General features: G+C 62.7%; 19 protein-coding genes and 1 riboswitch. Of the genes, 13 read left to right on the top strand and 6 right to left on the bottom strand.

The features are described from left to right. The first annotated feature begins 16 nt into the window (after window positions 1–16). Window positions 17–1150 carry an LOG family protein gene (locus BACI9J_RS16360; protein WP_201296597.1) on the top strand — a complete coding sequence of 378 codons (1134 nt, stop codon included), beginning with the start codon at window positions 17–19 and terminating at the stop codon, window positions 1148–1150. Window positions 1151–1153: 3 nt separating this feature from the next. Here BACI9J_RS16360 and BACI9J_RS16355 read toward each other — a convergent pair whose 3' ends face one another. The 3 genes from BACI9J_RS16355 to BACI9J_RS16345 form a co-directional block, all read right to left on the bottom strand. Continuing rightward, entirely contained in the window at window positions 1154–2155 is a 1002-nt protein-coding gene (locus tag BACI9J_RS16355; RefSeq protein WP_159736518.1) for a matrixin family metalloprotease, read from the bottom strand. A 54-nt stretch (window positions 2156–2209) separates the two neighbouring features. Then, on the bottom strand, window positions 2210–3046 hold the full coding sequence (locus BACI9J_RS16350; RefSeq protein WP_159736517.1) for a matrixin family metalloprotease: 837 nt from the start codon (window positions 3044–3046) through the stop codon (window positions 2210–2212). A gap of 142 nt (window positions 3047–3188) precedes the next feature. Beyond that, window positions 3189–4382, bottom strand: a complete 1194-nt coding sequence (locus tag BACI9J_RS16345) for a VIT1/CCC1 transporter family protein (RefSeq protein WP_159736516.1) — start codon at window positions 4380–4382, stop codon at window positions 3189–3191. Between the two features lie 268 nt (window positions 4383–4650). Here BACI9J_RS16345 and BACI9J_RS16340 point away from each other — a divergent pair, with 268 nt between their 5' ends. Continuing rightward, window positions 4651–4842 carry a hypothetical protein gene (locus BACI9J_RS16340; protein ID WP_159735299.1) on the top strand — a complete coding sequence of 64 codons (192 nt, stop codon included), beginning with the start codon at window positions 4651–4653 and terminating at the stop codon, window positions 4840–4842. Between the two features lie 35 nt (window positions 4843–4877). On the opposite strand, the gene BACI9J_RS16335 is transcribed toward BACI9J_RS16340, so the two are convergent. Beyond that, window positions 4878–5255 carry a hypothetical protein gene (locus BACI9J_RS16335; protein WP_159735298.1) on the bottom strand — a complete coding sequence of 126 codons (378 nt, stop codon included), beginning with the start codon at window positions 5253–5255 and terminating at the stop codon, window positions 4878–4880. Window positions 5256–5270: 15 nt separating this feature from the next. After that, window positions 5271–5390: riboswitch (SAM riboswitch) on the bottom strand. A 234-nt stretch (window positions 5391–5624) separates the two neighbouring features. Continuing rightward, window positions 5625–7160 (bottom strand): sodium:solute symporter, encoded by a 1536-nt coding sequence (locus tag BACI9J_RS16330; protein ID WP_201296596.1) that lies wholly within the window; start codon window positions 7158–7160, stop codon window positions 5625–5627. Between the two features lie 266 nt (window positions 7161–7426). Here BACI9J_RS16330 and BACI9J_RS16325 point away from each other — a divergent pair, with 266 nt between their 5' ends. Beyond that, window positions 7427–8002 (top strand): helix-turn-helix domain-containing protein, encoded by a 576-nt coding sequence (locus BACI9J_RS16325; protein ID WP_159735296.1) that lies wholly within the window; start codon window positions 7427–7429, stop codon window positions 8000–8002. Window positions 8003–8122: 120 nt separating this feature from the next. Here the strand turns inward: BACI9J_RS16325 and BACI9J_RS16320 are convergent, their stop codons facing one another. After that, window positions 8123–10096: an amino acid transporter gene (locus BACI9J_RS16320; RefSeq protein WP_159735295.1), complete on the bottom strand. Its 1974-nt coding sequence runs from the start codon at window positions 10094–10096 to the stop codon at window positions 8123–8125. Between the two features lie 229 nt (window positions 10097–10325). Here BACI9J_RS16320 and speB point away from each other — a divergent pair, with 229 nt between their 5' ends. From speB to BACI9J_RS16270, 10 genes are all read left to right on the top strand, one after another. Continuing rightward, window positions 10326–11396: an agmatinase gene (gene speB / locus BACI9J_RS16315; protein ID WP_159735294.1), complete on the top strand. Its 1071-nt coding sequence runs from the start codon at window positions 10326–10328 to the stop codon at window positions 11394–11396. Continuing rightward, window positions 11393–13093 carry a thiamine pyrophosphate-binding protein gene (locus tag BACI9J_RS16310; protein ID WP_159735293.1) on the top strand — a complete coding sequence of 567 codons (1701 nt, stop codon included), beginning with the start codon at window positions 11393–11395 and terminating at the stop codon, window positions 13091–13093. Before speB ends, BACI9J_RS16310 begins: the two co-directional genes overlap by 4 nt. Window positions 13094–13301: 208 nt before the next feature. After that, the gene (locus BACI9J_RS16305; RefSeq protein WP_159735292.1) at window positions 13302–13784 is read left to right on the top strand and encodes a MarR family winged helix-turn-helix transcriptional regulator; all 483 of its coding nucleotides are present in this window, start codon (window positions 13302–13304) and stop codon (window positions 13782–13784) included. Between the two features lie 8 nt (window positions 13785–13792). Beyond that, window positions 13793–15931 (top strand): MFS transporter, encoded by a 2139-nt coding sequence (locus BACI9J_RS16300; RefSeq protein WP_159735291.1) that lies wholly within the window; start codon window positions 13793–13795, stop codon window positions 15929–15931. 301 nt (window positions 15932–16232) lie between these two features. Further along, window positions 16233–17966 carry an ABC transporter ATP-binding protein gene (locus tag BACI9J_RS16295; protein WP_159735290.1) on the top strand — a complete coding sequence of 578 codons (1734 nt, stop codon included), beginning with the start codon at window positions 16233–16235 and terminating at the stop codon, window positions 17964–17966. After that, on the top strand, window positions 17963–20041 hold the full coding sequence (locus BACI9J_RS16290; protein ID WP_159735289.1) for an ABC transporter ATP-binding protein: 2079 nt from the start codon (window positions 17963–17965) through the stop codon (window positions 20039–20041). The genes BACI9J_RS16295 and BACI9J_RS16290 overlap by 4 nt, the downstream gene beginning before the upstream one ends. Before the next feature lie 56 nt (window positions 20042–20097). Then, window positions 20098–20514 carry an acyl-CoA thioesterase gene (locus tag BACI9J_RS16285; RefSeq protein ID WP_159736515.1) on the top strand — a complete coding sequence of 139 codons (417 nt, stop codon included), beginning with the start codon at window positions 20098–20100 and terminating at the stop codon, window positions 20512–20514. 80 nt (window positions 20515–20594) lie between these two features. After that, window positions 20595–21359: a copper homeostasis protein CutC gene (locus tag BACI9J_RS16280; protein WP_159735288.1), complete on the top strand. Its 765-nt coding sequence runs from the start codon at window positions 20595–20597 to the stop codon at window positions 21357–21359. A 37-nt stretch (window positions 21360–21396) separates the two neighbouring features. Beyond that, a complete protein-coding gene (locus BACI9J_RS16275) occupies window positions 21397–23478 on the top strand; it encodes a DUF5107 domain-containing protein (protein WP_236558732.1) in 2082 nt (693 codons plus the stop codon). Window positions 23479–23583: 105 nt separating this feature from the next. Further along, the gene (locus BACI9J_RS16270; protein ID WP_159735287.1) at window positions 23584–25818 is read left to right on the top strand and encodes an McrB family protein; all 2235 of its coding nucleotides are present in this window, start codon (window positions 23584–23586) and stop codon (window positions 25816–25818) included. Window positions 25819–25851 lie beyond the last annotated feature (33 nt).

Raw genomic sequence — 25851 nt, 5'->3', positions numbered from 1 at the left:
CCACTACGCTGAAACCATGAATCGCTCCGGAGCTTTGAACCCGAGTCCCCGAACGCTGGATGTTGAAAGCGTGGCGCATTTCAGCCGTTTAGTCGGGGCAGGGGCCGCGTCCATGCAAGGTTGGCATGCGCAGTCGCTGGACTTGCGAGGCCACTCACAGGAGCTCAAAGCGCTGGACCCACAAGGAGCGATCTTCCTGGGGTGTACGTTCGATGACGGCGTGGAGGAAAGCCTCCGCAGCCGCGGGGCGCTGATCTTCCCCAAGCTCCACAATGTTCCGTTCAATCCCTACCGCAGCAGCGTTTACACAGCCGCTGAACTGTACGCGGACATTTCCTCCACAGAATACGAATCCACCCTGGACGCCCGTGTATACCAATGGAGCATCCTGCCCGGGCAACGCGGAAGCCTGGACACCACGCTCGCCGCAGCCCTGCATGACCACGCAATCGGCGATGCCCTGGATGAGTTGCTGGAGCACGGCGCATTCTCCGGTACCAAACTGGTGGGTGTGATGGGCGGGCATGCGGCGCAACGAGGCACCGAGGAGTTCGCCGACGCCGCCCAGCTGGGACGGTTGCTGGCCCAAGCCGGTTTTACGGTAGCCACGGGTGGAGGCCCCGGGGCCATGGAAGCGGCCAACCTGGGAGCCTACTTGAGCGGACTGCCCGACGCCGATACTGCCGCCGTGCTTGAAACGCTCGCCGGGGTGCCGGGGTTCAGGCCCTCGGTCACGGCTTGGGCGCGGCAAGCAGCCGCCGTCGTCGAACGCTATCCGGACGGTACCCCGACGCTCGGCATTCCCACGTGGTTCTACGGCCACGAGCCGCCCAACCTGTTCGCCACCCACATTGCCAAGTACTTTGCCAACGCCATCCGGGAGGCCATCCTTTTGGAGCTTTGCAACGGCGGAATCGTGTTCCTCCCGGGCGCCGCAGGAACAGTCCAGGAGATCTTCCAGGATGCGTGCGAGAACTTTTACGGGGCCCCGGAGACCATCACGCCCATGGTGCTGGTGGGGCGTGAACACTGGGAACGGACATATCCTGCTTGGCCCATGTTGCAGAGCCTGGCGGCCGGGAAGCCGATGGCGGAGAAGATCTTCCTGGTGGACACGGTGGAGGATGCCCTCGAGGTGATTGCCGTATAGGACTCAGAAGTCCTTGCTGCAAGGGCCTGTGCCCAGCTGGGCGAGCCCGGTCAGATCACCGGCAGCGTATCCACGCACCCAGGAAGCTTGATCGAACATGAGCTGGCCGGGGTCTTTCACGTGATCCAGGCCAAGGAGATGCCCCAGCTCGTGCATGATCACGGCTACTCCGATCTCTTGGCCGTTGAGAGTGTTCACGATCTCAGCGAACTGTGGAGCATCCAAGGACACAGTGCCGGTGACGTACGCCTTGTAACCGTTGCTGAGGCCAATGGAAGAGCTTCCGCCAAGCCCCACCGTCTGCCCCGTCAAGCGGGGGACCTGCTCCGGGGTGCTCCACGCGATAAGGACAGGCGCCCAACGGTCGCCATACCTTTCCGGCTGGTATCCGGACCTGTTGGGAGAGGGAACTTCGGAACTGGGGCCGTCATAAATGAACCTCAAGCCCGTGGCAGCCGCGGCCTGTGCCACGGCCTCCTCCACCAAGGGCTGCCAGGAGGCCGGCGCGAGGTCCGAGTTGACCACGTAATGGATGGGTCTGCACGGCGAGTAGGTCAAAGGCGTCCCGTCTTCCTTGACGGCGAGGAACTTGTAGGAGGAACTGGTGCGGACCAGCGGTGCAGGCGTCCCAAGGGGCGCATCCGCTTCCTCGAGCCCCGGGACAGGGTCCTGACGCTGGCCGAACGGAATCAGCCCCGGCCGCGGCGCCTGGCTTTGTGTGGAGGAAGAGCCGTACACGAACTGGCGGAGTTCACCACTGAAGTATGCTCCGGCGCACACCAATGCCAGGACGCCGAAAAGGAAAAGGATGGCCACAATGCTGCTGTGCTTAATCGGCGGCCGGACCGGGGGAGGATCGGGCGGGCGCAGGGAATGCGGAAGGTAGCCGGGACGAGGGGGATCGGGGTCCGGCCACTGGGGCGACCCGAAAGGTTCCATGGAACCCCCTGTCGTGGTGGCCGCGACGGAAGGTGGGGCGCCGCCGTCGGCCGTAGTGGCCAGCATAAGTCTCACTTCGCCGTGAGTCCATGGCGAAACTGCGCCGGGCGTGAGTAGCGCCTAGATGTCCTTGCGACAGGGTGCCGAGGCAAGAAGATGCAGGCCGTTCAGGTCGCCCGCCGCGAGTCCGTCCGGGGCTCCGATTTCCGGGTACATCAGCTGGATCGGATCATCCACATGGTCCAAACCCACCACATGGCCCAATTCATGTTGCATCACGGCCAGGACGTAATCGGCCCCGCCGGGACTGGCCAGCAGCTCCATTACCTGAGGAGTGTCCAACTCCAAACTCCCGGTAATGTAGCTTTTAGGGCCCTTGTTCAGGGAGTACATGGTGCTGCCACCGGTGCCGATGACATTCTCGGCCAGCGCCGGCGCCGCCTCCGGTGTGGTCCAGGAGATCAGCAGCGGAGCCCAACGGTCGCCGTACTTGGCAGGTTGATACGGTTCGCGCTTGTCCACGGGCAACTCGTCCGTGGTGCCGTCGTTGATGAACTGGATGCCCGACGCCGCTGAAATATTTGCCAGGGCGGTGGTCAGCAGGGCATCGGAGCCAGCGGGGGCGGTGGCGTTATTTACCACGTAATGAAGCGGGCGGCAGGGCGAATAACCTACCGGAGTGCCGTCGTCGTTGGTGGCCAGGAACTTGTACGAATCGTTGGTGGTGCCGGGCGCCGGCGGGGAGGCCAGCGGGGTGTCCGCCTCCTCAAGCCCAGGCGGCGGCGCATCAAGCGGGTGCACCGGTTCGGTATCACCGGGTCCCTTCTGTGGAGCGCCCGGAACGCTCACGCCCGGGAACAGGGCGGTGATGCGGGGATCACCCTGAAGGTATCCGCTCACCAGAATCGCCACCACAGCGGCGATTCCGGCCATGAGGACTCCGCGGAGAACGCGCAGGGCTGTTCCATTGCGTCGGTGTTTGGGCGCACGCGTTGCTTCCCGCTCCGGGTCCACGGTTCTCCATTCCTGATGCCCTGGTCACGCGGGGCAGCGCGGAGGACGAACCAACATTACGGTCTGAGGACCGAGCCGTCCAAACTTAGATGATGGTTGCCCCGAACAGCAGGCCGAGCCCGTAAGTGGCAGCCGCCGCGCCAAGACCGATAGCCAGTTGCCGCAGCCCGCGGCTCAGTGGCGACGTTCCGGACAGCAAGCCGACGACGGCGCCCGTGGCCAGGAGCGCGATGCCCACCAGAACTCCGGCCACCATCAGGGCTGCGATGCCCGTCATGCCGAAAATGAAGGGCAGGATAGGCACGATGGCGCCCGAGGCGAAGAAGCAGAAGCTGGACATCGCAGCGCCCCATGCCGAGCCAACCGATTCATGCTCATCAGCGGGCGGATTTTCAGGCTGCAAGGACAGGCTTGGATCGCAGTCACAGCTGAACAATCCCATGCGCTCGGCAGCGCGGTGCTCGGCAGCCTCGCGCGTCATGCCCCTGGCAAGGTAGACCAGGACCAGCTCGTTGTGCTCAATGTCCAACGACGGCGCCGCAGTCAGTGTTGCCTGCGTGGGCAGAGTGGCGTTGAGGAGTTCCCGCTGGGAGCGGACCGACACGTATTCGCCCGCGCCCATGGACAACGCACCGGCCAGGAGCCCCGCTACGCCGCTCATGAGGACCACCGGGCTGGGCACGCCGGTTGCGGCCATGCCCATCACCAAGGAAAGGTTGCTGACCAGGCCGTCGTTGGCGCCAAAAACGGCGGCGCGGAAGGTTCCGGAGAGCCGGTTGCGTCCGCGTGTAGCCAGGCCGCGTACTACTTCTTCGTGGATTTGTTCATCGGCCACCATGGCAGGAGTCGCGGCAGGTTCGGTCCCGTAGGGGGAACGGCCTTCCGCGCGCTGGGCCAACGCCAGCACAAAAACGGAGCCGAAGTTGCGGGCCAGGAAGCCCAGGAACTGGCTGCGGCTGGACGCTGCCTTGGGCATGCCGGCGTGCTCGCCAAGAAGCTTGAGCCAGTGCGCTTCATGCCGGCCTTCTGCCTCGGCCAAGGCGAGCAGGATTTGGCGCTCCTCACCGTCACGCCGTTGGGCAAGTTCACGGTACACGGCGGCCTCTGCCCGCTCATCGGCCAGGTACTGGCGCCAGCGGCGGATGTCCGCGTTCGACGGCGGAGCGGGTTGGGTTGCTGCTGCTTCGGGAGCTGCTGATTCAGGAGCTGCTTCGGCAGCTGCTGATTCGGGGGCGGGGTCCGGAGCGGGGCTCGACGAACTGTGGGATTCCTGGTGCATCTGCACTTTGTCTCCTGTGCTGGGTGGGGTTGGTTGCGGCCCCATTGCACGCCCAACACTACCGCGTATTCACGGGGATTTTTGGCTGGTATTCCTTACTCGGAATGTTCGGTGCGCCTTAAATTTCCACAGGTTTCTTGACCCTTGCCTGTGCCGGTGCTCAGATGGAAGGACAGGGGACCGGGGCTCTTCCAGCCTTGGATTCCGCATTCGGGTCACCGGGCTTAACCCGCCTACGCGAACCGGCCCACGAGACGGAGGTTGCGCCATGAACACCACCGAATCACACGCCAACTACCCGGAACGGACCACCATCGAGTCCGACCCGGCCTACGATTACGCCGAGGACCAGGAAGTGGACCAACCCTGGGTTGAGGAAGTTGACGCCCCCGAGGACGACGAACGAGTGGTCCCCATCGACGAAACCGAAGAATTCCGCGAGGAGGACGAGGAAATCTAGCCCGGTTCCTTCTTTGCTAGGCCGATTCCTTCTTGCTAGGCCGGATGATCTTGCTTAGCCGGATGTGCGTGCTCAACCGGCTGTGCGTGCTTGTCCGGATGTGCACCGTTGAGGGCGAAGTGTCGTTGCGCACCCTCGCGTTTCCCGACGGCGGCTACGGTCACTGTGAGCGTCTTTGACACCTCACACCAGCGCGTCGGCCGGACTGCTTGGGCCAGCGCTTCCGCGATCAGTTGCGGTTGGGGATAGGCGAAGTGCCGGGTTCCCGCTTTCCCCATGATGGTCACGGTCCCCAGGAAGAGGTCGACGGCGGGAATCACCATCACCGTGTTGGCGCGTGTTGTGGCTGGGGTGCCGGGCGTAGTTGGCGCTGAGTTGCTTGCGTTTGGGGTGGTATCGCCTTGGTACGGCAAGGGACTGCTCCTTGGGGAGTGCTCTTGCCCGCTCGGTTGTCTCTGGTCCGGGGCGGGCCGCTTCCTCATCCGAACCACCCGTGAACATGGGGTTGGTGTGTGGCCAGTCGGAGCTTGGCACCACATCTCTTGAAGCTGGGACCACCCTATCCGATGGCTGCCATCCCACCCGTTGTGGGGCCTGGTTTGCGTTGTTGGGTGGGGTTTTGGGGCGCAGAGTGGGCCTGGCAACGCAGGACTCCGCGGCGGGCGTTACCCCGGGAGCGAAACACACGGGGACAAGACACCCGGGAACAAGACAACGGCGGCGCCGCCCCGAAAAGGGGAGGCGCCGCCGTCGAACGTTGCTCTTTTACGCGAAGTGCGCTGCTACTTGTGGCTGCTGACCGGGTGGACTTCCGGCGGCAATTCGTCTGAAACTGCACCGGCAACCCGCTTGTCCCACGCAGCGCGAACTGCAGGATCGGTAGGCGGAGTGAGCAGCGAAATCACCACGTAGGTGAGGAATGAGGCTGCCAGGCCGAAGTAGATCGGCTCGTTGGCGTAGACGCCGTCCGCGCTGGGGATCGCTCCCACTGCGAAGAGGATCAGCAGTGCCAACGTCAGCACCGAGCCCACTGCCATGGACCATGCGGCGGCAATGCCCGTGCCGCGCTTCCAGAGCAGGCCGCCCAGAATGGCGACCAGGAGGCCACCTACCAGGATGTCGTAGGCGATGGTGAGGGCAACCACTACGTCCTGCGCTGCCATGGAAATCAGCACGGCCACGATCCCGAGTCCAAGGACCCAGTAGCGGTTGGCTTTGACGTCATGCTCAGGGTTTTCGGTGTCGTCAGTGTTGATGGTCTTTCCGAACCAGCTGGCCACGAAAGGAACAACGTCGGCACGTGCCACCGTTGCGGCTGCAATCAGGGCTCCGGACGCCGTGGACATCATGGCTGCTACGGCCGCGGCCATGACCAGGCCGCCGATGCCGACAGGCAGGATGTTGGTTGCTACCTCTGCGTAGACCACGTCCTTGCCGAGGTTGGCGACGTCGATGTCCGGGAGGGCCACCCGGGCAGCCAAACCGATCAGGGCGCCGGCGATGCCGTAGAGGATGCAGTAGACGCCGGCGGTGGCGCCGCCCCAGCGGGCCACGGTGGGGGTCTTGGCGGTGAAGACGCGCTGCCAGATGTCCTGACCGATGAGCAGGCCGAGAGTGTAGACCACGAAATAGGTGATGATGGTCTGGATGCCGATGCCATCAATCTGGAAGAAGCTATCGTCCAGGCGCTCACGGATGCCGTCCATGCCGCCCGCCGCGTTCATGACGAACGGGAGCATCAGGAAGAAGATGCCAACAGTCTTGATGATGAACTGCACCTGGTCGGCCAGGGTGATGGACCACATGCCGCCGATGGTGGAGTAAACCAGCACGATTGCGCCGCCAACGGCGATGGCCAACCAGCGTTCCCAGTCGAACAGCACCACGAAGATGGTGGCGTAGGCGCCGGTGGAGGTGGCGCACAGCATCAGCGTGTACGCCAGCATGACGATGCCGGAGGTCTGCGTGGCTTTGCTGCCGTAGCGAAGGCTCAGCATCTGGGAGACCGTGTAGATCTTTAGGCGCTGGATGGTGCCGGCGAACAGGAGGCTGAGCAGCAGCACGCCCGAGCCAATAGCCACAACGAGCCACATGCCGGAGATGCCGAACTTGTAACCAAGGCCCACGCCGCCCACGGTGGATGCGCCACCAAGGACCACTGCAGCCATGGTGCCGGTATAGAGGAAGGGTCCCAAGCGGCGGCCGGCCACCAGGAAGTCGCTGTTGTTCTTGGTGCGGGACTTGCCCCACCAGCCGAATGCCAGCATGGCGAGCAGGTACACCACCACGATTGCGATGTTTATAGCCGAAGATTCCATGAACGGTCCTTGGAGCTGATGCACAGAGGTTGGGGTTTTCGACGATACTCCTGCGAAGCGACGAAGTCTCTGTGCTGACGATTGGAGATTGGGGATGTGTTGTGTGCCTCACAGGCAACACTTGTTGCCTCTGAGGATATGTTGTGATGGGAGTAACAGTCAAGATCCTTTGGTCATGCTTCCGCGTATTCTGGCGCTCTTGGTCTGTCTCCCGGCTACTATTGCTCCAATGACAGGGCCACATGACAGGCCTGAAAGGTTCGTGAATGAAGGCTCTCCCCGTTGAACCGAGCAATGTTCCCGTTGCCATCGGTTCCAGAATCCGCGCAGCCCGGCAAGCGCAGCGCCTCACCATTGAGCAAGTGGCCGATGCCACCGGACTGACGAAGGGCTTCCTGAGTCGTGTGGAGCGGGACCTGACATCGCCGTCGGTGGCTTCCTTGGTGACCCTGTGCCAAGTGCTGTCCGTATCCGTGGGCGATCTATTCGCCGCTCCGGAGACCCACCTGACAAAACGCGACGACGGCCCCCGCATCTCCCTGGGTGGCCAGGGCATTGTGGAGCGCCTGTTGACCGCCCGCTCCGAGCGCCGGCTCCAAATCCTGCAGGCAACCATCGAGCCACGGGGCCGGGGTGAAAACGAGCTTTACGCCGTTGACTGCGACGTCGATGTCCTGCACGTGGTCAAGGGCCGGATCAAGCTCATTCTGACCAACGAGGAGTATGACCTCGAAGAAGGGGACACGCTATCCTTCCCCGGCCGTGAACCCCACACGTGGATCAACCCCACGGACCAAACCGTTGAGGTGCTGTGGGTGCTGGTGCCGGCGGCAAGCCGCTAGCTCTTCGCGCCGCGCGAGATGACGCCGCGCGAGATGACGCCGCGCGAGATGACAGTTAATGCCCATGTTGGCGACAAACATGGGCATCAACTGGCATCTCGCGCGGGGAGTCCGGGGTGGTTAGCCCACGTGTACCCACGGCCGGCGGGTGATATCCGGCTCGGCTTCCCTCAGGACCTCGCGGGTCACCGGGGCGATCTCTCCTTCGCCGAAGAACAGGAACTTACTGAGGTTGGAGATCGGGTTGCCCTCGGTCCAGCGGAAGTAGATGTGCGGCATGAGCCCGGTGACGTCCCGGATGTGGAGGAGAACTGCGGCCACGGTGTTGGGCACGTTGTTGCTGTGCACTTCCAGGATTTTGAAGCCGTGGCGGAGCTTGCCCACAACCTGAAGCTCCTGCTCGAAGTCGGAGCTGTCGTCCACAATGACCTCGATGAAGACGGCGTCGCAGTCAACAGGCAGGTGGCTGGCCTGCTGGGCGTGCTGGAGCTTGTCCCTGTATCGGCTGGCGCTGAGGTGCTTGGGCTCGTGGGCGATGATCCGGACAGGTCCCTCAGTGGCATTGGCCGTGAATTCGAGGGCTTTTTCGTCCATTTTGATGTGGGTGGCGCGGAGTTCAAAAGCGCGCCGCATGCGGGAGATGAAACTGACAACCATGATGGCCAGGATGAAGAGCGCTGCGATTTTCAGGCCGTCGGGGCGCTCGATTGAGTTGACCACCGTGGTGTAGACGAAGACGAGGGAGATCAGTCCGAAACCAATGACCTGTGCCCGCTGCTTCTTTCGCCGCGCGGAAAGGGTGACGGCTATGGATGCCGAGGTGATCAGCACGAGCACCCCGGTGGCGTAGGCGCCGCCTTGGGCGTTGACATCTGCCTTGAAGATGATGGTGACAAAGAAGGCGATGACGGTGAACACCAGGACCAGCGGGCGGAGGGCCCGCGCCCATGCTGGTGCCATGCCGTAGCGGGGAAGATAGCGGGGGACGAGGTTCAAGAGCCCGGCCATGGCGGACGCACCTGCGAACCAGAGGATGGCAATGGTGCTGACGTCATATACGGTTCCGAAGCCGTCGCCGAGGAATTTATGGGCGAGATAGGCCAGTGCGCGGCCTTCGGCCTTACCCCCTTCTTGAAATTCGGCGGCGGGGATCAGCATGACGGTGGTGAAGCTGGAGGTGATGAGGAACGAGCTCATGATGATGGCTGCGGTGGTGAGGAGCTTGTGGGCACCCTTGATCCTGCCTGTGGGCTTGGCGTCGGTGTCCGTGGCGTGGCCCTTGATTTGGGGCATAACGGCCACGCCGGTTTCGAATCCGGAGAGTCCAAGTGCCAGGCGCGGGAACACCAAAAGTGCCAGGGCGATCATCATGATGGGGTCGCCATGGGAGGTGGTGAGCGCGGTCCACCAGTCGGTAATGACGCCGGATTCTGTGAAGAGATGGGTCATGGATACGGCGATTACCACCAGGTTCAGCGCGAGGAAGGCTGCCACCAGGACTACTGCCACGTTGATGGCTTCCTTGAATCCGCGCAGGAAGACAACGCCCAGGCCGGCGATCAAAGCCAGCGTGATGACCACTTGTTGGCCTTCGAGGAAGTGCGGGGCGAAGGGGTTTTCGATCAGGTGGGCGGTGGCGTCCGCTGCGGAGAGGGTGATGGTGATCATGAAGTCCGTCGCGGCGAAACCAAGAAGGGCCAGGACGAACAGCTTGCCTCCCCATCGTGGAAGCAGGCGTTCAAGCATGGCGATGGATCCTTCACCGCGGGGGCTTTCCTTTGCCACGCGCCGGTATACGGGGAGGGCACCGGCCAGGGTCGCCAGCACCAGGAGCATGGTGGCGAGCGGGGACAGGAGCCCTGCGGCCAGGGCGGCGATGGCGGGCTGGTAGCCGAGGGTGGAGAAGTAGTCCAGGCCGGTGAGGCACATGACCTTCCACCAGGCTTGCGGTTTGTGGGTATCCGACGGGCGGCCGTGGGGGCCTTGCCGCTTGCCTGAGGTGTCCGGCATTCCTTCGAGCAGCCAGGATTTGAGCTTGTAGGAATTCTTTGGCCGATTGGCCGGGTCGGCCGGAGGCCTGGTCAGGGTGGTCACGGTGTCCTTTCGTGCAGCAGGATGCTGCTTCCGCTAGGAGCGTATGGCCGCGTTCGACGCCGGTACCCCGGTTTTTATGGAATCTTTACGCTCGCTGTGACCGGCATCTCATGCCGGGAACCCGGTAATCCAATTTGTAAACATGTGATGCATATTAGACAACTTCGAGTGTATGATGGGTGTCACAGTGAACGACTTAACCCCTATCTACTTAAGGAGTGGGCACACTTTGGAAGAGCTCCGCATTGAGGCCAACGGGAACCTCGGTCCCATCGATTCGTCCCGCATCCCGCGCTACGCCGGTGCCGCCACCTACGCTCGTCTGCCCCGCCTGGATCAGGTCTCCAAAGCTGACGTCACCGTAGTTGGCGTTCCCTTTGACTCCGGCGTCTCCTACCGCCCCGGCGCGCGCTTCGGTGCCAACCACGTGCGCGAGGCCAGCCGTCTGCTGCGTCCGTACAACCCTGCGTGGGACGTCAGTCCGTTCGAGAACATCCAGGTTGCCGACGCCGGCGACATGGCGGTGAACCCGTTCAACATCAACGAGGCCATCGAGACCATCCAGCAGAACGCCCTGGACCTCACGGCCAACGGCAGCAAGCTGGTCACTCTTGGTGGCGACCACACCATCGCCCTTCCCCTCCTCCGCGCAGCAGCCGAAAGGGCCGGCGAGCCCATCGCCATGCTCCACTTCGACGCCCACTTGGACACCTGGGACACCTACTTCGGGGCCGAGTACACGCACGGCACCCCCTTCCGCCGCGCGGTCGAAGAAGGAATCCTGGACACCGAGGCCATCAGCCATGTGGGTACCCGCGGCCCGCTGTACGGCAAGAAGGACCTCGACGACGACCACCGCTTCGGCTTCGGAATCGTCACCTCGGCCGACGTCTACTACCAGGGCGTCCTGGAGACCGTGGCGAAGATCCGTGACCGCATCGGCAACCGTCCGCTGTACATCTCTGTGGACATCGATGTCCTGGACCCCGCCCACGCACCCGGCACCGGCACTCCCGAAGCAGGGGGCATCACCAGCCGCGAACTCCTGGAAATCATCCGTGGCTTCCGCGGCATGAACCTCGTTGGCGCGGACATTGTGGAAGTTGCCCCGGCCTACGACCACGCGGAAATCACCGGAGTTGCCGGCAGCCACGTAGCCTACGAGCTCGTGACCCTCATGGCGGATAACGCCGTGGAAGGTGACCGCCAGGGTGCCCCGAACGGCTATGCACAGCAGGCGCTCGGCGCCCGCATCGCGGAGCTCGCCAAGGCAACCGGAGCGGCCGGGGACCAGCGATGATCGATTTCGATCCGGGCACAGCAGCCCCAACCAAGGGCACCAACCAGCGCAACGGCGGGGACCTCGTCGTCGAGACCCTCGAAGCGCTGGGTGCGAAGACCGTTTTCGGTATCCCGGGCCAGCACGCATTGGGTCTTTTTGACGCCATGGGCCGCGGCAACCTGCACTTCGTGTCCTCCCGTGTGGAGAACAACTCGGCGTTCGCAGCAGACGGCTATTCCCGCGCTACCGGCGAGGTGGGTGTGTTGTTCCTGTCCACGGGACCGGGCGCGCTGACCTCCCTGGCCGGTTTGCAGGAGGCTTACGCCACGGGTGTTCCCATGGTGGTTGTGGCCAGCCAGATTCCGCTTGATGGCTTGGGTGCTCGCCGCAAGGGCATGCTGCACCAGCTTGATGACCAGAAGGCTTCGGCGGCGAATGTCACCAAGAGCCAGCGGCTGATCCAGCACGCTTCCGGAATCCCTTCGGCCATTCAGGACGCGTGGACCGAAGCGATTTCCTCGCCGCAGGGTCCGGTCTGGATCGAAATCCCGCAGAACGTCCTGCTGGATCCGATCATGGTTCCACCGGTGGAGGACGCGCTTGCCGAGGCATTCGATAACCCGCCGCGCGTTGAGCTGATCCGTGAAGCCGTGAAGTGGCTTTCGACGGCGGAACGCCCGGCGATCATCGCAGGCGGCGGTACGCGTCGTGGCCGGGCTGAGAAGTCGCTGCTCTCGATTGCCGAACAGCTGCGGGCGCCCGTGATCTGCACGCCCGGCGGCAATGGTGCGTTCCCGTGGACCCACGAGCTGTCTTTGCAGTCCTGGATCGAGGACCGGTACATGACCGATGTTCTGGAAGACGCCGACGTGCTCATTGTGATCGGCTCGTCCCTGGGTGAGGTGACCTCGAACTACTTCACGTTCGAACCCCGCGGCCGCATCATCCAGATCGACGCCGAACCCCGGGTCCTCGAATCCAACCGGCCAGGACTGGGCATCCGTGCCGACGCCGGCCAGGCACTCGCCGCGTTGGACGAAGCCCTCGCCGCAGCAGGTGCCGCGGACGCAACAAAGCGTGACTGGCACGGGACCAGCCCCGAAGACGTAGTCAAGGAATCCCTGGCAAAGGTCAAGGCCCGCCTTGAATCACAGGACCTGGCCAAGGAACTGAAGTTCATGGCAGACATCCGCGAGGCCGTTCCCGCTGACATGCAGACGTTTTGGGATATGACCATCTCCGCGTACTGGGGTTGGAGCTGCTGGGACGCCCGCCAAGGCCAGTTCCACTCCGCCCAGGGCGCAGGCGGCCTCGGCTACGGTTTCCCCGCAGCAATCGGCGGGGCCGTGGGTTTGGAAACCGCAGGCAAACCAAGCCGGGTGCTGGCCGTTTCCGGTGATGGTTCCTCCATGTATTCCATCTCCGAACTTGCCACTGCCAAGCAGCACAACGTCCCGGTCACGTGGTTGATCGTGGACGACGGCGGCTACGGCATCTTGCGCGAATACATGGTGGGTGCCTTCGGTCAGGCCACCGCCACCGAGCTAGCCCGCCCGGACTTCGTCAAGCTTGCCGAGTCCTTCGGTGTCCCGGCCCGCCGGGTGGCTCCGGAGGAAGTGGGGGACGCCCTCAAGGCCTCCTTCGAAGCGGACGGACCCAACGTCGTCGTGGTTGAGACGCTGTTGAAGATGTTCGGCCCCACCCACTTGGATTAGACAGACGCGACTAACCCCAAACAGCCAGCCCCCGCACGGAACCTCGTGCGGGGGCTGCTTGCGTTGTGGGGCCCGCTCTGCGCTCCATTTGAGGAAAATGGGGCGCAGAGCGGGCCTCGCAACGGCAAGGCACCCTCATCTTTAGTTTCCCAAAGCAATCAATCTAGGTTATAGTTGCTTTAGGCAAACAAAAAGAGGGGTGTTTTCCATGTCCGTCGGTTCTGCCACAGCAACCGATCTTGTGCATCAAATCTTCGATCTCCAGCGCACGCTGCGCTGTGTGGTCACCGCCCACATGGCCCGCGTTCCCGACGTCGGAATGGCCGTGCAGGGGGTGATGCGCTTCATTGGCGAGGGGGAGACCCGCGCTACGCATCTGGCTACGCGGCTCGGTGTCAGCGCGCCCGTGCTCAGCCGGCACGTCAGCGAACTGGAGGAACTCGGTTTTGTTGTCAGGAGACCGGATCCTGCGGACGGCAGGGCCCAACTCCTCGCCCTGACAGAGAGCGGTGCGGCAAAGCTGCGCGAATTCGAAGAACAACGCAGCGTGAGACTGCGGGATTACCTGGCGGATTGGAGCGAGGCAGATGCCCTCGAGGCCTCCCAGGTCATCAACAAACTCACAGAGTCCCTCAAAGACTCAATCCGGGCAACGGCGGCCGGCTCCATCAATACTCACCAGACAGCTTAGGAGCCACCATGGCCACACCAGCAGTTCAGAACACCAAGGCGGCGGACGCCTCAGTTAGCTCCGCGGCCAACAAAGCCGCAGCACCTATGACGCACCGGCAGATCATGGAAGCCCTCACCGGGCTCCTTGCAGCCTTCTTCACAGCGATCCTGAGCAGCACGATTGTTGCCAACGCGTTGCCCACCATCATGTCCGAGCTCAAGGGCACGCAAACCGATTTCGCCTGGGTCATCACAGCCGCGCTGCTGGCGAACGCCGCAACCACGCCCATCTGGGGCAAGCTCGCGGACCTCTTCGACAAGAAGCTGCTGGTCCAGCTGAGCATCATCATCTTCGTGGCCGGCTCTGTCATGGCAGGCCTCTCCGAAACCATCCCGCTGCTGCTGACCGCCCGAGTCATCCAGGGTGTGGCCATGGGTGGCCTCACTGCCCTCGCCCAAGCGATCATCGGGTCCATGATTCCGCCGCGCGACCGTGGCAAGTACTCCGGTTACATGGGTGCCGTCATGGCCGTAGGTACTGCCGGCGGCCCGCTGTTGGGCGGCTTCATCGTTGACAGCCCGCTGGGCTGGCGCTGGACGTTCTTCGTCTGCGTGCCGCTGGCCGTCGTCGCGCTGATCCTGCTCCAGATCACCCTGAAGATCGAGCACATCAAGCGTCCGGCCAAGATCGACTGGCTCGGTTCCATCCTGCTGACCTCCGGCGTGAGCCTGCTCCTCATCTGGGTTTCCTTCGCCGGCAACCCTGACTACTACGACTGGTTCTCATGGCAGTCCGCCCTCATGGTGGGTGGCGGCGTAGCCCTTCTGGCACTTCTGGTATTCGTCGAAACCAAGGTTGCACAACCGATCATCCCGCTCAAGATCATCTCCGAGCGCACCACGGCCCTGGCCATTGTGGCTTCCGTTGCCGTCGGCATCGCCATGTTCGGTTCCTCCACCTTCCTGGGTCAGTACTTCCAGGTGGCCCGTGGCGCAACACCTACCGAGGCAGGCCTGCTGACGCTGCCCATGATCGCCGGTAACCTGATCGGCTCGGTCGCGTCCGGCATCCTGATCAGCCGCTTCGGTAAGTGGAAGAGATTCCTGATTGCAGGCTCCGTCCTCCTCATTGGTGGACTGGCCTTCGCCGGAACCATGGACCACACCACTGAACTGTGGATCGTGGCCATTTACACCGGTGTGTTCGGCCTTGGCCTTGGCATGCTGATGCAAAACCTGGTCCTTGCTGTGCAAAACACTGTTCAGGCCAAGGACATTGGAACCGCCAGTGCTTCGGTGGCATTCTTCCGCTCGGTGGGCGGCGCGATCGGCGTCTCCGTTCTCGGTGCCATCATGTCCAACCACGTGAAGGACCTCGCCGTTGAGGGCATGGCCGCAGCCGGGATCCCGGTCCAGGGTGGCTCTTCGGGAGCCAGCATGGACTTGGCCGACATGCCTGCTCCCATAGCCGAAATCATGCGTGCTGCCTATGGTGATGCGACTGCTCAGATCTTCCTGATCTCCGCGATCATCAGCGTTGTTGCCCTTCTTGCGGTGCTCTTCATCAAGGAACGCCCACTGCGCCGCACGGTTGACGCTGCTCCGGAGAAGGAACTGGTTGCCACCGCTTCCGGGGACGCCGGAATGTCCTTGGACACGTCGTCTCTGGACGCCGTAAAGGCAGACGACCTGAAAGCGTCCGACGGCGACGTCCGCAGCTTGGGTGCCAACCCCGCCGTTTCGGTGGGCGGGGGTCAGGCGGCCACAGGGGAGCGTCAGGTTTCGGCGGGCGAGCAGCAGGTCCGTCGCACCGACCGCCCCGCCTCCAGCCAGGATTCCGGCTCCGATCTCGACCTTGAGTTTGCGCGGATCCTCACCCAGGAACGGCCCCACGGCACGGCTGATGTGAAGGAAGTCCAGGAGCAGCTGTCACGCACGCAGTATGTCCTGGCCGAACAGCAGCTGCAGCTGAGCCGCGCCAACGTGGAATTGCAGGCCCGCTTGCGGGAGCAGCAAACCATTGCCGAGCAGCAGGCCCACACCGCCGAAGAACTCGCAGCGATCCGGAAGGAACTCAAACGCGAGCGCAGGCAGCAAGAGCGCATGGCGTTGCTGCTTCTCCAAGGCGTGGAAGCGCGTTCGGACCACGGCAAGCACGCAGGCTAACTCCGCCACGGATCCTGCCTCTGTTCGAATTTCAAGGCCTACTGCGGAGAGCAGGGCCAACGAGGGCGGGACTTAGAGCGCCGGCTGGGAAAACCAGTCGGCGCTTTTGCCTGCCACGACAGCCCCGGGCTGCGGCAGCGGGAGCGCCCGCGACACAGCAGATACTCCGCTGGGATGATCTTTTCCGCAGGTTGTTTCGCCGGGGCAAAGGATTTCGTACAGTAGGGAGGCTAATACTGTCAGCCCCGGCTGCAACACTTCTCTTAACTCATTCACGCACTCTTTCTAAGGACCCGTGGGCATGCTTGTCACCCTTATACGGCGCTACTCCAAGCCGTATTTGCCGCAGATCGTGGCCGTGCTGTTTTTTCAGCTGGCGTCCACCATCGCCACGCTCTACCTCCCCAGCCTCAATGCCAAGATTATTGATGAAGGAGTTTCCCGCGGAGACACCGATTTCATCTGGCAGACCGGTGCGCTCATGCTTGCTGTTGCCCTTGGGCAGGTGATTGCTGCGATCATCGCCGTGTACTTCGGCGCGCGCGTCGCCATGGCCATTGGCCGGGACCTGCGCCGCGGCGTCTTCCGGCAGGTCAGCAGCTTTTCCGCTCAGGACGTCAACACTTTCGGCGCTCCCACGCTGATCACCCGCGGTACCAATGACGTCCAGCAGGTACAAATGCTGGTGCTCATGGGCCTGAACTTCATGGTTTCAACACCCATCATGTGTGTTGGCGGCATCATTATGGCGCTCCGTGAGGATTTGAGCCTGTCGTGGCTGGTGTGGGTTTCCGTCCCGGTCCTGGTTGCCGTTGTGGGTTACCTTGTGGTCCGTCTGATGCCACTGTTCCGGTCCATGCAGACCAAGATCGACGCCATTAACGGTGTGCTGCGGGAACAGATCATCGGTATCCGGGTGGTCCGTGCGTTTGTACGCGAGCCTCACGAGGCCAAGCGCTTCGGGGATGCCAACGCAGATCTCACTGCGGTATCGGTAAAGATCGGCAACCTGTTCGTGCTGATGTTTCCGGCCATCGGCATGATCCTGCACCTGTCCACTGCGGCCGTTCTGTGGTTCGGCGGCCAGCGGGTGGATTCCGGTGAAATGCAGGTGGGCGCCCTGACTGCCTTCCTCCAGTACCTGTTGCAGATTCTGATGGCAGTCATGATGGGCACGTTCATGGCCATGATGATTCCTCGCGCGTCTGTTTGTGCAGACCGCATCGGCGAGGTTCTGGACGTTGAGCCTTCCATTCACAACCCCACCTCACCAGTGGTTCCGGCCGAGAAGAAGGGACGCGTGGAGTTCCGCGACGTCACGTTCAAGTATCCAGGTGCGGAGGCGCCAGTGCTGAGCAACATCTCCTTCACTGCCGAGCCCGGTAAGACCCTGGCCATCATCGGCTCCACGGGCGCGGGCAAGACCACTTTGGTCTCGCTGCTGCCGCGGCTCTACGACGTCGCGTCCGGTGACGTACTGCTCGACGGCGTTCCTGTCACCAAGATGGACGCCTCGGAGATCACCAGCCGTGTCTCTGCCGTGCCTCAGAAGCCATACCTTTTCTCGGGGACAATTGAGCACAACCTGCGCTTCGGCAAGCCCGATGCCACGGATGACGAACTGTGGGATGCGCTGGAAACGGCACAGGCCAAGGGCTTCGTGGAAGAAAAGTCATCCGGTTTGAACCGGCGCATTGCCCAAGGCGGTACCAACGTATCCGGTGGCCAGCGCCAGAGGCTGTCCATTGCCAGGGCTTTGGTCACCAAACCGAATGTGTACCTGTTTGATGACTCGTTCTCCGCTTTGGATGTTGCAACCGACGCCAGGCTACGCAAGGCCCTGAAGGCCAAGACCCGGGACGCCACGGTCATCATCGTGGCCCAGCGCGTCTCCACCATCGCGGATGCGGACGAGATCCTTGTACTGGATAACGGCAGGATCGTTGACCGTGGAACACACGACGAACTGCTGGAGACGTCACCCACGTACCAGGAAATCGTTGAATCCCAGCTGAGCGTGGAGGAAGTGGCATGAGCGAGCAGAACCAGCAGAAGAAGCGTGGCTGGGCTGCCAAGGCTCAAGCCGCCAAGGATGCCAAGGCAACAGCTGAGGCTGAGGTAGCAACCGAGTCGTTGGAGGACGACGAGTTCATCGAAGAGGAATACGTCCCCTCCGAAGCCGACGGCGGCATGTTCGGCGACGTCCCGGCAAAGAAAGCCAAGGAGTTCTGGCCCTCAGCCAAGCGACTCATGGGCTTGCTGAAACCCGAGGCCGTGGGCGTGTACATCGTGATCGGCCTCGTTATTGTCTCCGTGGTCCTCAACGTGATCGCCCCCAAGGTCCTTGGTAATGCCATGGACGTCATCTTCGGCGGCGTCATGGGCCGGCAGATCCCTGAGGGTGTCTCCCAAGAGCAGTTCGTGGAACTCATGCGCCAGCAAGGCCAGGGCAACTTTGCGGACATGGTCTCCAAGATGGAACTCACCAACGGGATTGACTTCCCCAAGCTGACGTTCCTCATTTCGATCGTGCTCCTCATGTACTTTGTGGCCAACATCTTCCTGTGGGCCCAGGGCTGGTTGCTCAACAGGATCGTCATGCGGGTCATCAAGAAGCTCCGCAACGACGTCCAGGCCAAGCTCAACCGGCTGCCGTTGAACTACTTCGACACCCGCCAGCGTGGCGACATCCTCTCCCGCGTGACCAACGACGTCGACAATGTTCAGCAGGGGCTCCAGCAGGCGTTCTCCCAACTGGTCAGCTCGGTGCTCACTGTCCTGGGCATCACGGTGATGATGTTCATCGTGTCCTGGGAGTTGGCGCTGATTGCCTTGATCGCGCTGCCGTTGTCCGGCATCGTGGCGGGCGTCATTGGTGCCCGGAGCCAGAAGCTCTTCGCAGCACAGTGGAAGAACACGGGTGCATTGAACGGCCAGATCGAAGAATCGTTCTCCGGCCACGACCTCGTGAAGGTCTTCGGCCGCGATGCCGACATGCTGGACCGTTTCGACGAGAAGAACGAGGAACTCTACAAGGCGTCCTTCGGTGCGCAGTTCGTCTCCGGCATCATCTTCCCGGCCATGAACTTCGTGTCCTACCTTTCCTACGTAGGCATTGCCGTGGTGGGTGGCCTGCGTGTTGCCTCGGGCTCCATGAGCCTTGGTGACGCCACCGCCTTTATCCAATACTCCCGGGAATTCACTCAACCCCTGGGCCAGATTGCGGGCATGGCCAACATGCTTCAGTCCGGCGTGGCCTCGGCCGAGCGCGTCTTCGAGTTCCTGGATGCTGATGAAGAAGTTGAAGAGACCGGAACCCGCAACCTGCCCGCCAAGACCGACGGCCACGTTGAGTTCGAGCACGTGTCATTCAGCTATGTGGAGGACAAGCCGCTCATCGAGGACCTGTCCTTCGCTGCTGAACCCGGCCACACCGTAGCGATCGTTGGCCCCACCGGTGCGGGTAAGACCACATTGGTGAACCTCGTGATGCGTTTCTACGAGCTCAACGCGGGCAGGATCACGTTGGACGGCGTGGACATCAAGGACCTCAGCCGCGCAGAACTGCGGTCCAAGGTGGGCATGGTGTTGCAGGATGCCTGGCTGTTTGGCGGGACCATCTACGACAACATCAAGTACGGCAACCTGGACGCTACCGAGGAACAGATCATGGAGGCGGCGAAGGCCACCTACGTGGACCGCTTCGTGCGCGCCCTACCGGACGGTTACCAGACCATCATCGATGAAGAAGGCAACAACGTCAGCGCCGGTGAAAAGCAGCTCATCACCATTGCCCGTGCCTTCGTCTCTGATCCTTCGTTGCTGATCCTGGACGAAGCTACAAGCTCCGTTGACACCCGTACCGAGTTGCTGCTGCAGAAGGCCATGGCTGCCCTGCGCACTGACCGGACGAGCTTCGTGATCGCCCACCGCCTCTCCACCATCCGGGACGCTGACACCATCCTGGTGATGGAGAACGGCAAGATTGTGGAGCAGGGTAACCACACCCAACTGCTCGCACTCCAAGGCGCGTACTACCGCTTGTACATGTCCCAGTTTGCAGGCGAAGAAGACGCTGCAGTGGATGACTCGACGGCGGTGCACAGCTGAGCACGGAGCCACTGAAGGAGTCTGTGGCACCCGGGCGCATGGAGGTTCTTGTACCCATGCGCTGGGGTGACATGGACGCCTACGGCCACATCAACAACGTCCAGATTGTGCGCATGCTGGAGGAAGCCCGTATCGCAGCGTTCGGGCCACCCCGCGGGGCCGGCCTTCCGGGCAAAGAGCCCCCGGCGGCCCTGTTCAATGATGTTGAAGAGGGCATCATGACCCTGGTTGTGGAGCACAAGGTCCGGTACGTCAGGACTTTGGATTACCGCAACATCCCCGCTGTTGTGGAGATCTGGGTGGGGGCGATTAAAGGCGCAAGCTTTGATCTTCACTATGTCATCAAGGATCCGGTCACCCGGGAGGACTGCGTCAAAGCCACCACTCACCTGGCGTTCGTGGCCGAAGCCACCGGACGGGTCCTCAGGCTCACTCCGGAGCAGAAGGAAAAGCTGCAGAAGTACCAAGGCTGACGAGTCTTTGTACAGCTGATGCCCTTGAGGGACTCTCTTGAGGGCATCGGCTGTACAAAAACTCCGCGTAGAGTTTCAACATGAAACTCGAAATTGCCGTAGTGAGTGCTGCGGGTGCAGGGGCGGCCGCCGCTGAAGGCGCGGATCGGATTGAACTGTGCAGCAGCCTCGAACTTGGTGGCGTTACGCCTAGCCAAGGGCTCATGGAAGCGAGCTTGGAGCACGTCGACGGTCGTCTGGAGACCCATCCACTGATTCGCTGCCGGCCCGGTGATTTCCGGTATTCGGCATCGGATGTGGACACCATGGTTCACGAGATCCGCCACCTGCTGGCTCAGGGTGCCCATGGAGTGGTGGTGGGGGCGCTCACGGCTTCCGGGGACGTGGACCTTCGCACCGTCCAGCGCTTGGTGGATGCCGCAAAGGAGGCCAACCCGGCGGCACAGTTGACGTTCCACCGGGCCATCGACAAATCGAGGGACCCTTTGGCCGCCCTTGATCAGCTCATGGAACTGGGCTTCACGCGGATCCTCACCTCCGGCCATGCAGCCACGGCAGGGGCTGGTCTGGACACCCTTTCGGACATGGTGGAACGGGCCAGCGGCACTCTTGAAATCATGGCGGGTGGGGGACTGACCCTGGAGGACATTCCCGCGATGCACGCGGCCGGACTGTCCGCGGTTCACCTGTCCGCCAAGAGGACGGTCTCTACCCTCGCCGACGCTGCAATCTCTTTGGGTACCCAGGACGACGGTGATCCCACCGCTTACATCGTGACGGATCGCGAGATTGTCCGGGCGGCCAAAGCGAAAGTCAACGCGCTGAATCTGTCCATGCCCAGGTAACCCCTGCGCGGCGTCATGGGCCAGGCAAACTGAGAAGGTGACGTTGATTTTCGACGACGAGGCCGCCACCGGCAACGCCAATGCCCCGGCTATCCCCGGCTTCCAATCTGCCGGGAGCTACGGCCCGGCGAAACCATCACCCTGGAGCCGCAGCGCGGCCTCCTCCTCACGATCGGATACTGACGTGGCCATCACCAGAAACTCCAACCTCACCGTCACCACCATCTCCCTGACCATGGCCGATCCAGGGCCGCTCAACCCCCTGCCGGTGGTGGCGGCCGAGCTGGACCAGCCGTACACCGTGGGGGAGGGCGTGCCGGAGGAACTCCAGGCGTCGGCCCGCTACGGAGTGGTGCCCAACGTTTACCCCTACCTCATGCAGGACGGCTACAGCCGGGACGCGGCACCCAAGGAACTGCCCGCCGTCGTGCTTGAAAACAGCAAGCTGAAGGTGACGGTCCTTCCGTCGCTGGGTGGCCGGATCTGGGAGCTGTTCGATAAGACCACAGGTAAGCAACTCCTCCACACCCATAAAGCCCCGCAGCTGGCCAACATTGCGCTTCGTAAAGCTTGGTTCGCCGGCGGGCTGGAATGGAACATCGGCACGCGTGGTCACTCGCCCACCAGTTGCGATCCGCTGCACACAGCAATCGTGCACACCCCGACCGGCAAACACATCCTGCGCATGTGGGAGTTCGAACGCCTGAGGCAAGTGGTGTTCCAGGTGGACATTTGGCTGCCGGAGGACTCTGAGGTCCTGTTCGCCGCGGTCCGGTTGCGGAACCCGAATGACCACGACGTCCCCATGTACTGGTGGAGCAACGCCGCCATCCCGGAAACGGACCGCACGCGGGTGATCGCTCCAGCGGATGAGGCTTTCGGGAGCGATTACGCCACGGATATCACCCGCGTCACGCCCACCCGGCACGAAGGCTACGACGCCACTTGGTTGGTCCATAGCCCGCACGCGGCCGACTTTTTCTTTGACATCGACCCCTCCGAACGGCGTTGGGTTGTGGCTGCAGACAACGACGGCGATGGGCTGGCCATGCTGTCTACGGGACTCCTGCGGGGAAAGAAGCTGTTCGTATGGGGCCAGGGCCAGGGAGGTAAACGGTGGCAGGAGTGGCTGAGCCCCGGTGCCGGAACCTACGCCGAAATCCAGGCAGGCCTAGCGCAGACACAGTTCGAACACCTGGTGATGCCGGCCGGTGCCGAGTGGGCCTGGGTGGAGGCCTACGGCAACGGACACCTGAAAGCGGATATCTCGCACGGCACGGACTGGGACGCTGCGGTGGCACACGCCAGCGAGCGTCTGGAACAACTCCTGCCCCATGAGGAACTCGAGGCGATGCTTCCCGCAGCTATCCGTGACGCCGACGTCCCGCCGTCAAAAATGCTGCTGCAAGGCAGCGGTTGGGGTGTGCTGGAGCGTGCGCGGCGGCTCAAAACCGGCAAGCGCTGGATTGATGAGAGCGGTACGCCTTTTGTGGATGAGAGTGTCACGGCCGAGCAGGAACCATGGCTCGGGCTGCTGCACGGTAGAGCGTTCGACGGCGCGCCCTCCTTCGTCGCCGGGGCGGACTGGGAGGAACTGCTTGCGGGACAAAGCAGCGCTGAGGCGAAGTTCCATCTGGCCACCATGAGGCATGCCCGGCAGCACCTTGACGGAGCGATGCAGCTGTATGGAGAGGTGCTGGCCGGCGCGGCCAAACCTTCAACCACCGCGCTCGCCCACCGCGGGTTGGCCTTGGCCCTGTTCGCAAGGGGACACGATGCTGAGGGCATCGCCGAGCTCCGGAGAGGTGTAGAGACCGACCCCTCCAGCACAGCTTTGCTAACGGAGGCCGTCACGCTCTGCATCCGCCACGGCGACCCTGAGCTTGCGCTGGAACTGACAGAGGCGGCACCCAAGGAAGGCCCCGGCGTCGGACGCTTGAGGTTCCTGCGGGCGCTTGCCTTGGCCCGGACGGGCAACCCGGCTGAGTCCGCTGCGATCCTGCGGGAGGGCGTTGAGATTCCGGATCTGCGCGAAGGGGAAGACGCAATCGCGGCTCTGTGGGAGGAAGTCTGTCCTGGGGAGGCAGTTCCTTTCAGCTACCAGTTCGGCATGCACTGATAGTCGCTCCGCCCAGTGACAGCCGCCCCGCCGCAGGTCAGAGGGGCTAAGCGGCAAGGCTGTGGATATCCAGATGCTTGGCTAAACCAAACAAGGTAAGTTGGCATGGTGATTCCCTCCGTAATAACAGCCATTGACCGCGCCCCCGGAGTCTCCAAGGAGATCGAGGACGCGGCTTGGTATGTGCTGGGTCCGGCGCTCCACGGGAGACCTTCGGCGCTGGACGGCCGGACGTTGACGTGGACCGCGGATGCGGCGGGCGAGCTCCTGGAAAGGCTCGAACGCGGAGTTGAGGACTCCAAAGCCCCCATGATGACCAACCTCCGCCAGAACCTCGAGGGAGCGTCCCGGGAGGCCAAACTGCTGGCCGTGGAACTCCTGTTCCTGCAATCACTCCCGCTCGCACATGAAGTTAAGTCACTGCGGGTCAAGCGTGCCCGCGTCGCCGAAGCGGCCTCGTGGGTTCAGCCGGCCATCGAGCTGCCAAAAGAGCTATATGAGGGCATGACGGACCACGGCGTCATCCGGGACCGCACCGCCGAGTTCAACTGGACCATCTGGGACCACCTCAAATGGCTGTGCCGTTTTGTAGCCCATGTGGACAGCCAAAGCACGGCCACCATCAATGAAGCGCTCGCGGACCCGCTGAAGTTCCATGAACTCGCTGCCGCTACACCGGAGGATCAGCCCGCCCTGCGCCGCAGCATCGAATACTTGGTGTGGCCGAGCTACTTTGAGCCCGTGGTGGCGGACGTTGAACGCCAGGAAATCAGGGATGCCTTTGCTTCGCTGGTAGGAGGGGCCGGAGGTGACAGTGATGAAGACATCACTGCAGACATCCACCGGATCCGCCTGCATTTGGACGAGCAAGCCGGGCAGCGGATCGATTGGTATGCCCGCCAACTGGTGAGCCAATGGCGCAAGGTAGGCGATCCGGGGCGCCGCTCCTGGCTCCTGAGGACCCATCACGATCATGCTGACCTCCTTGCCGCCTGGGTTGCCGAGGAGAAGGCCACCCTGGACGTGGAACACCTGCGCACCCTCACCGCCGGCGTTACGGCAGGCGTGGTTCAGCACGCCGTGGATGAGGATTACAAGCACCTGGGCTATGTGGAACGGGAAGACACCAAAACGGCAGTCTTCGCTTTCCTCACGGTCATGAAGCCGGGCGATCTCACGCTGTACCAGCACGCCGGCCGGGTCAGGGTTGGTGTGGTCCTTGGTGAACCCGAGCACCACGAGGACAACAGGCGGATCCGCCGCAAGGTCCGCTGGTTCGATGACAGCTACGCCATCCCCGAGCTCCCGCGCCACGCCCAGCGGCAACTCTCCACCCCGGGCATCATTGTGGATGTCACAAGGGTCATTCAGGCGTTGCAGGAACTGCTCCCGGTGGAAGCCGAAACCGATGGTGAGGATGAGGCACCGCCCACCACCGTCGTCGAGGTTATTCAGCAAGGGTTCAGGCCCCTGACCGAAGAGTTCGCAACGTCCCTGCACATGGATCTTGAACCGCTCAAAGAGATCGCGGAACTGCTCGAGGACAACCGCCAACTGGTTCTGTACGGTCCGCCGGGAACGGGCAAAACCTACCTGGCCAAGCACCTTGCCGCCGAACTGGCCGGTGACCACACTGATGAACGCGTGAAGCTGGTGCAGTTCCACCCCTCATATGCCTACGAGGACTTCTTTGAGGGCTACCGGCCGGACAAGACCGACGACGGCCAGGTGTCCTTCAAACTCGTCGCCGGACCCCTGCGGCGTCTCGCGGAGGAAGCTGCCAAACCGGAGAATGCGCACAAACCGTATTTCCTGATCATCGACGAAATGAACCGCGCCAATCTGGCCAAGGTCTTCGGCGAGCTCTACTTCCTCCTGGAGTACCGGGATGACCGCATCTACCTCCAGTACAGCCCCAACGAGCCCTTCAGCTTGCCGGACAACCTTTACATCATTGGCACCATGAACACCGCGGACCGCTCCATTGCCATGATGGACGCCGCCATCCGGCGCCGTTTCGCGTTCATTGAGCTGCACCCCAAAGAGGAACCGATCCGGGGCACGCTGCGTCGCTTCCTGGAAGCCCGGGGTTTGGACACCCTCAACGCGGACCTGCTGGATGCGCTCAACGACGCGATCGATGACTGGGACCGGGACCTGATGATCGGGCCCTCGTACTTCATGAAGAATGCGGCCCAAAACCCCACAGGCCTTCGCCGTATTTGGAAGTACGAGCTCATGCCGTTGTTGGAGGAGCACTACCACGGGCAGTTGAACCGGGCGCAGCTCGAAGAGCGCTTCGGCCTGGAACAGTTGCTGGGACGTCTTGCAGCCCGCTAAAGCCATCCCGCCCAGGCCGGGCCGGGCGCCTGC

This window comes from Arthrobacter sp. 9V (genome assembly GCF_902506065.1).
Lineage (GTDB): Bacteria > Actinomycetota > Actinomycetes > Actinomycetales > Micrococcaceae > Arthrobacter.
Note: the sequence above shows the minus strand (reverse complement) of the source record. Positions and strands in the feature narration are given on the sequence as shown.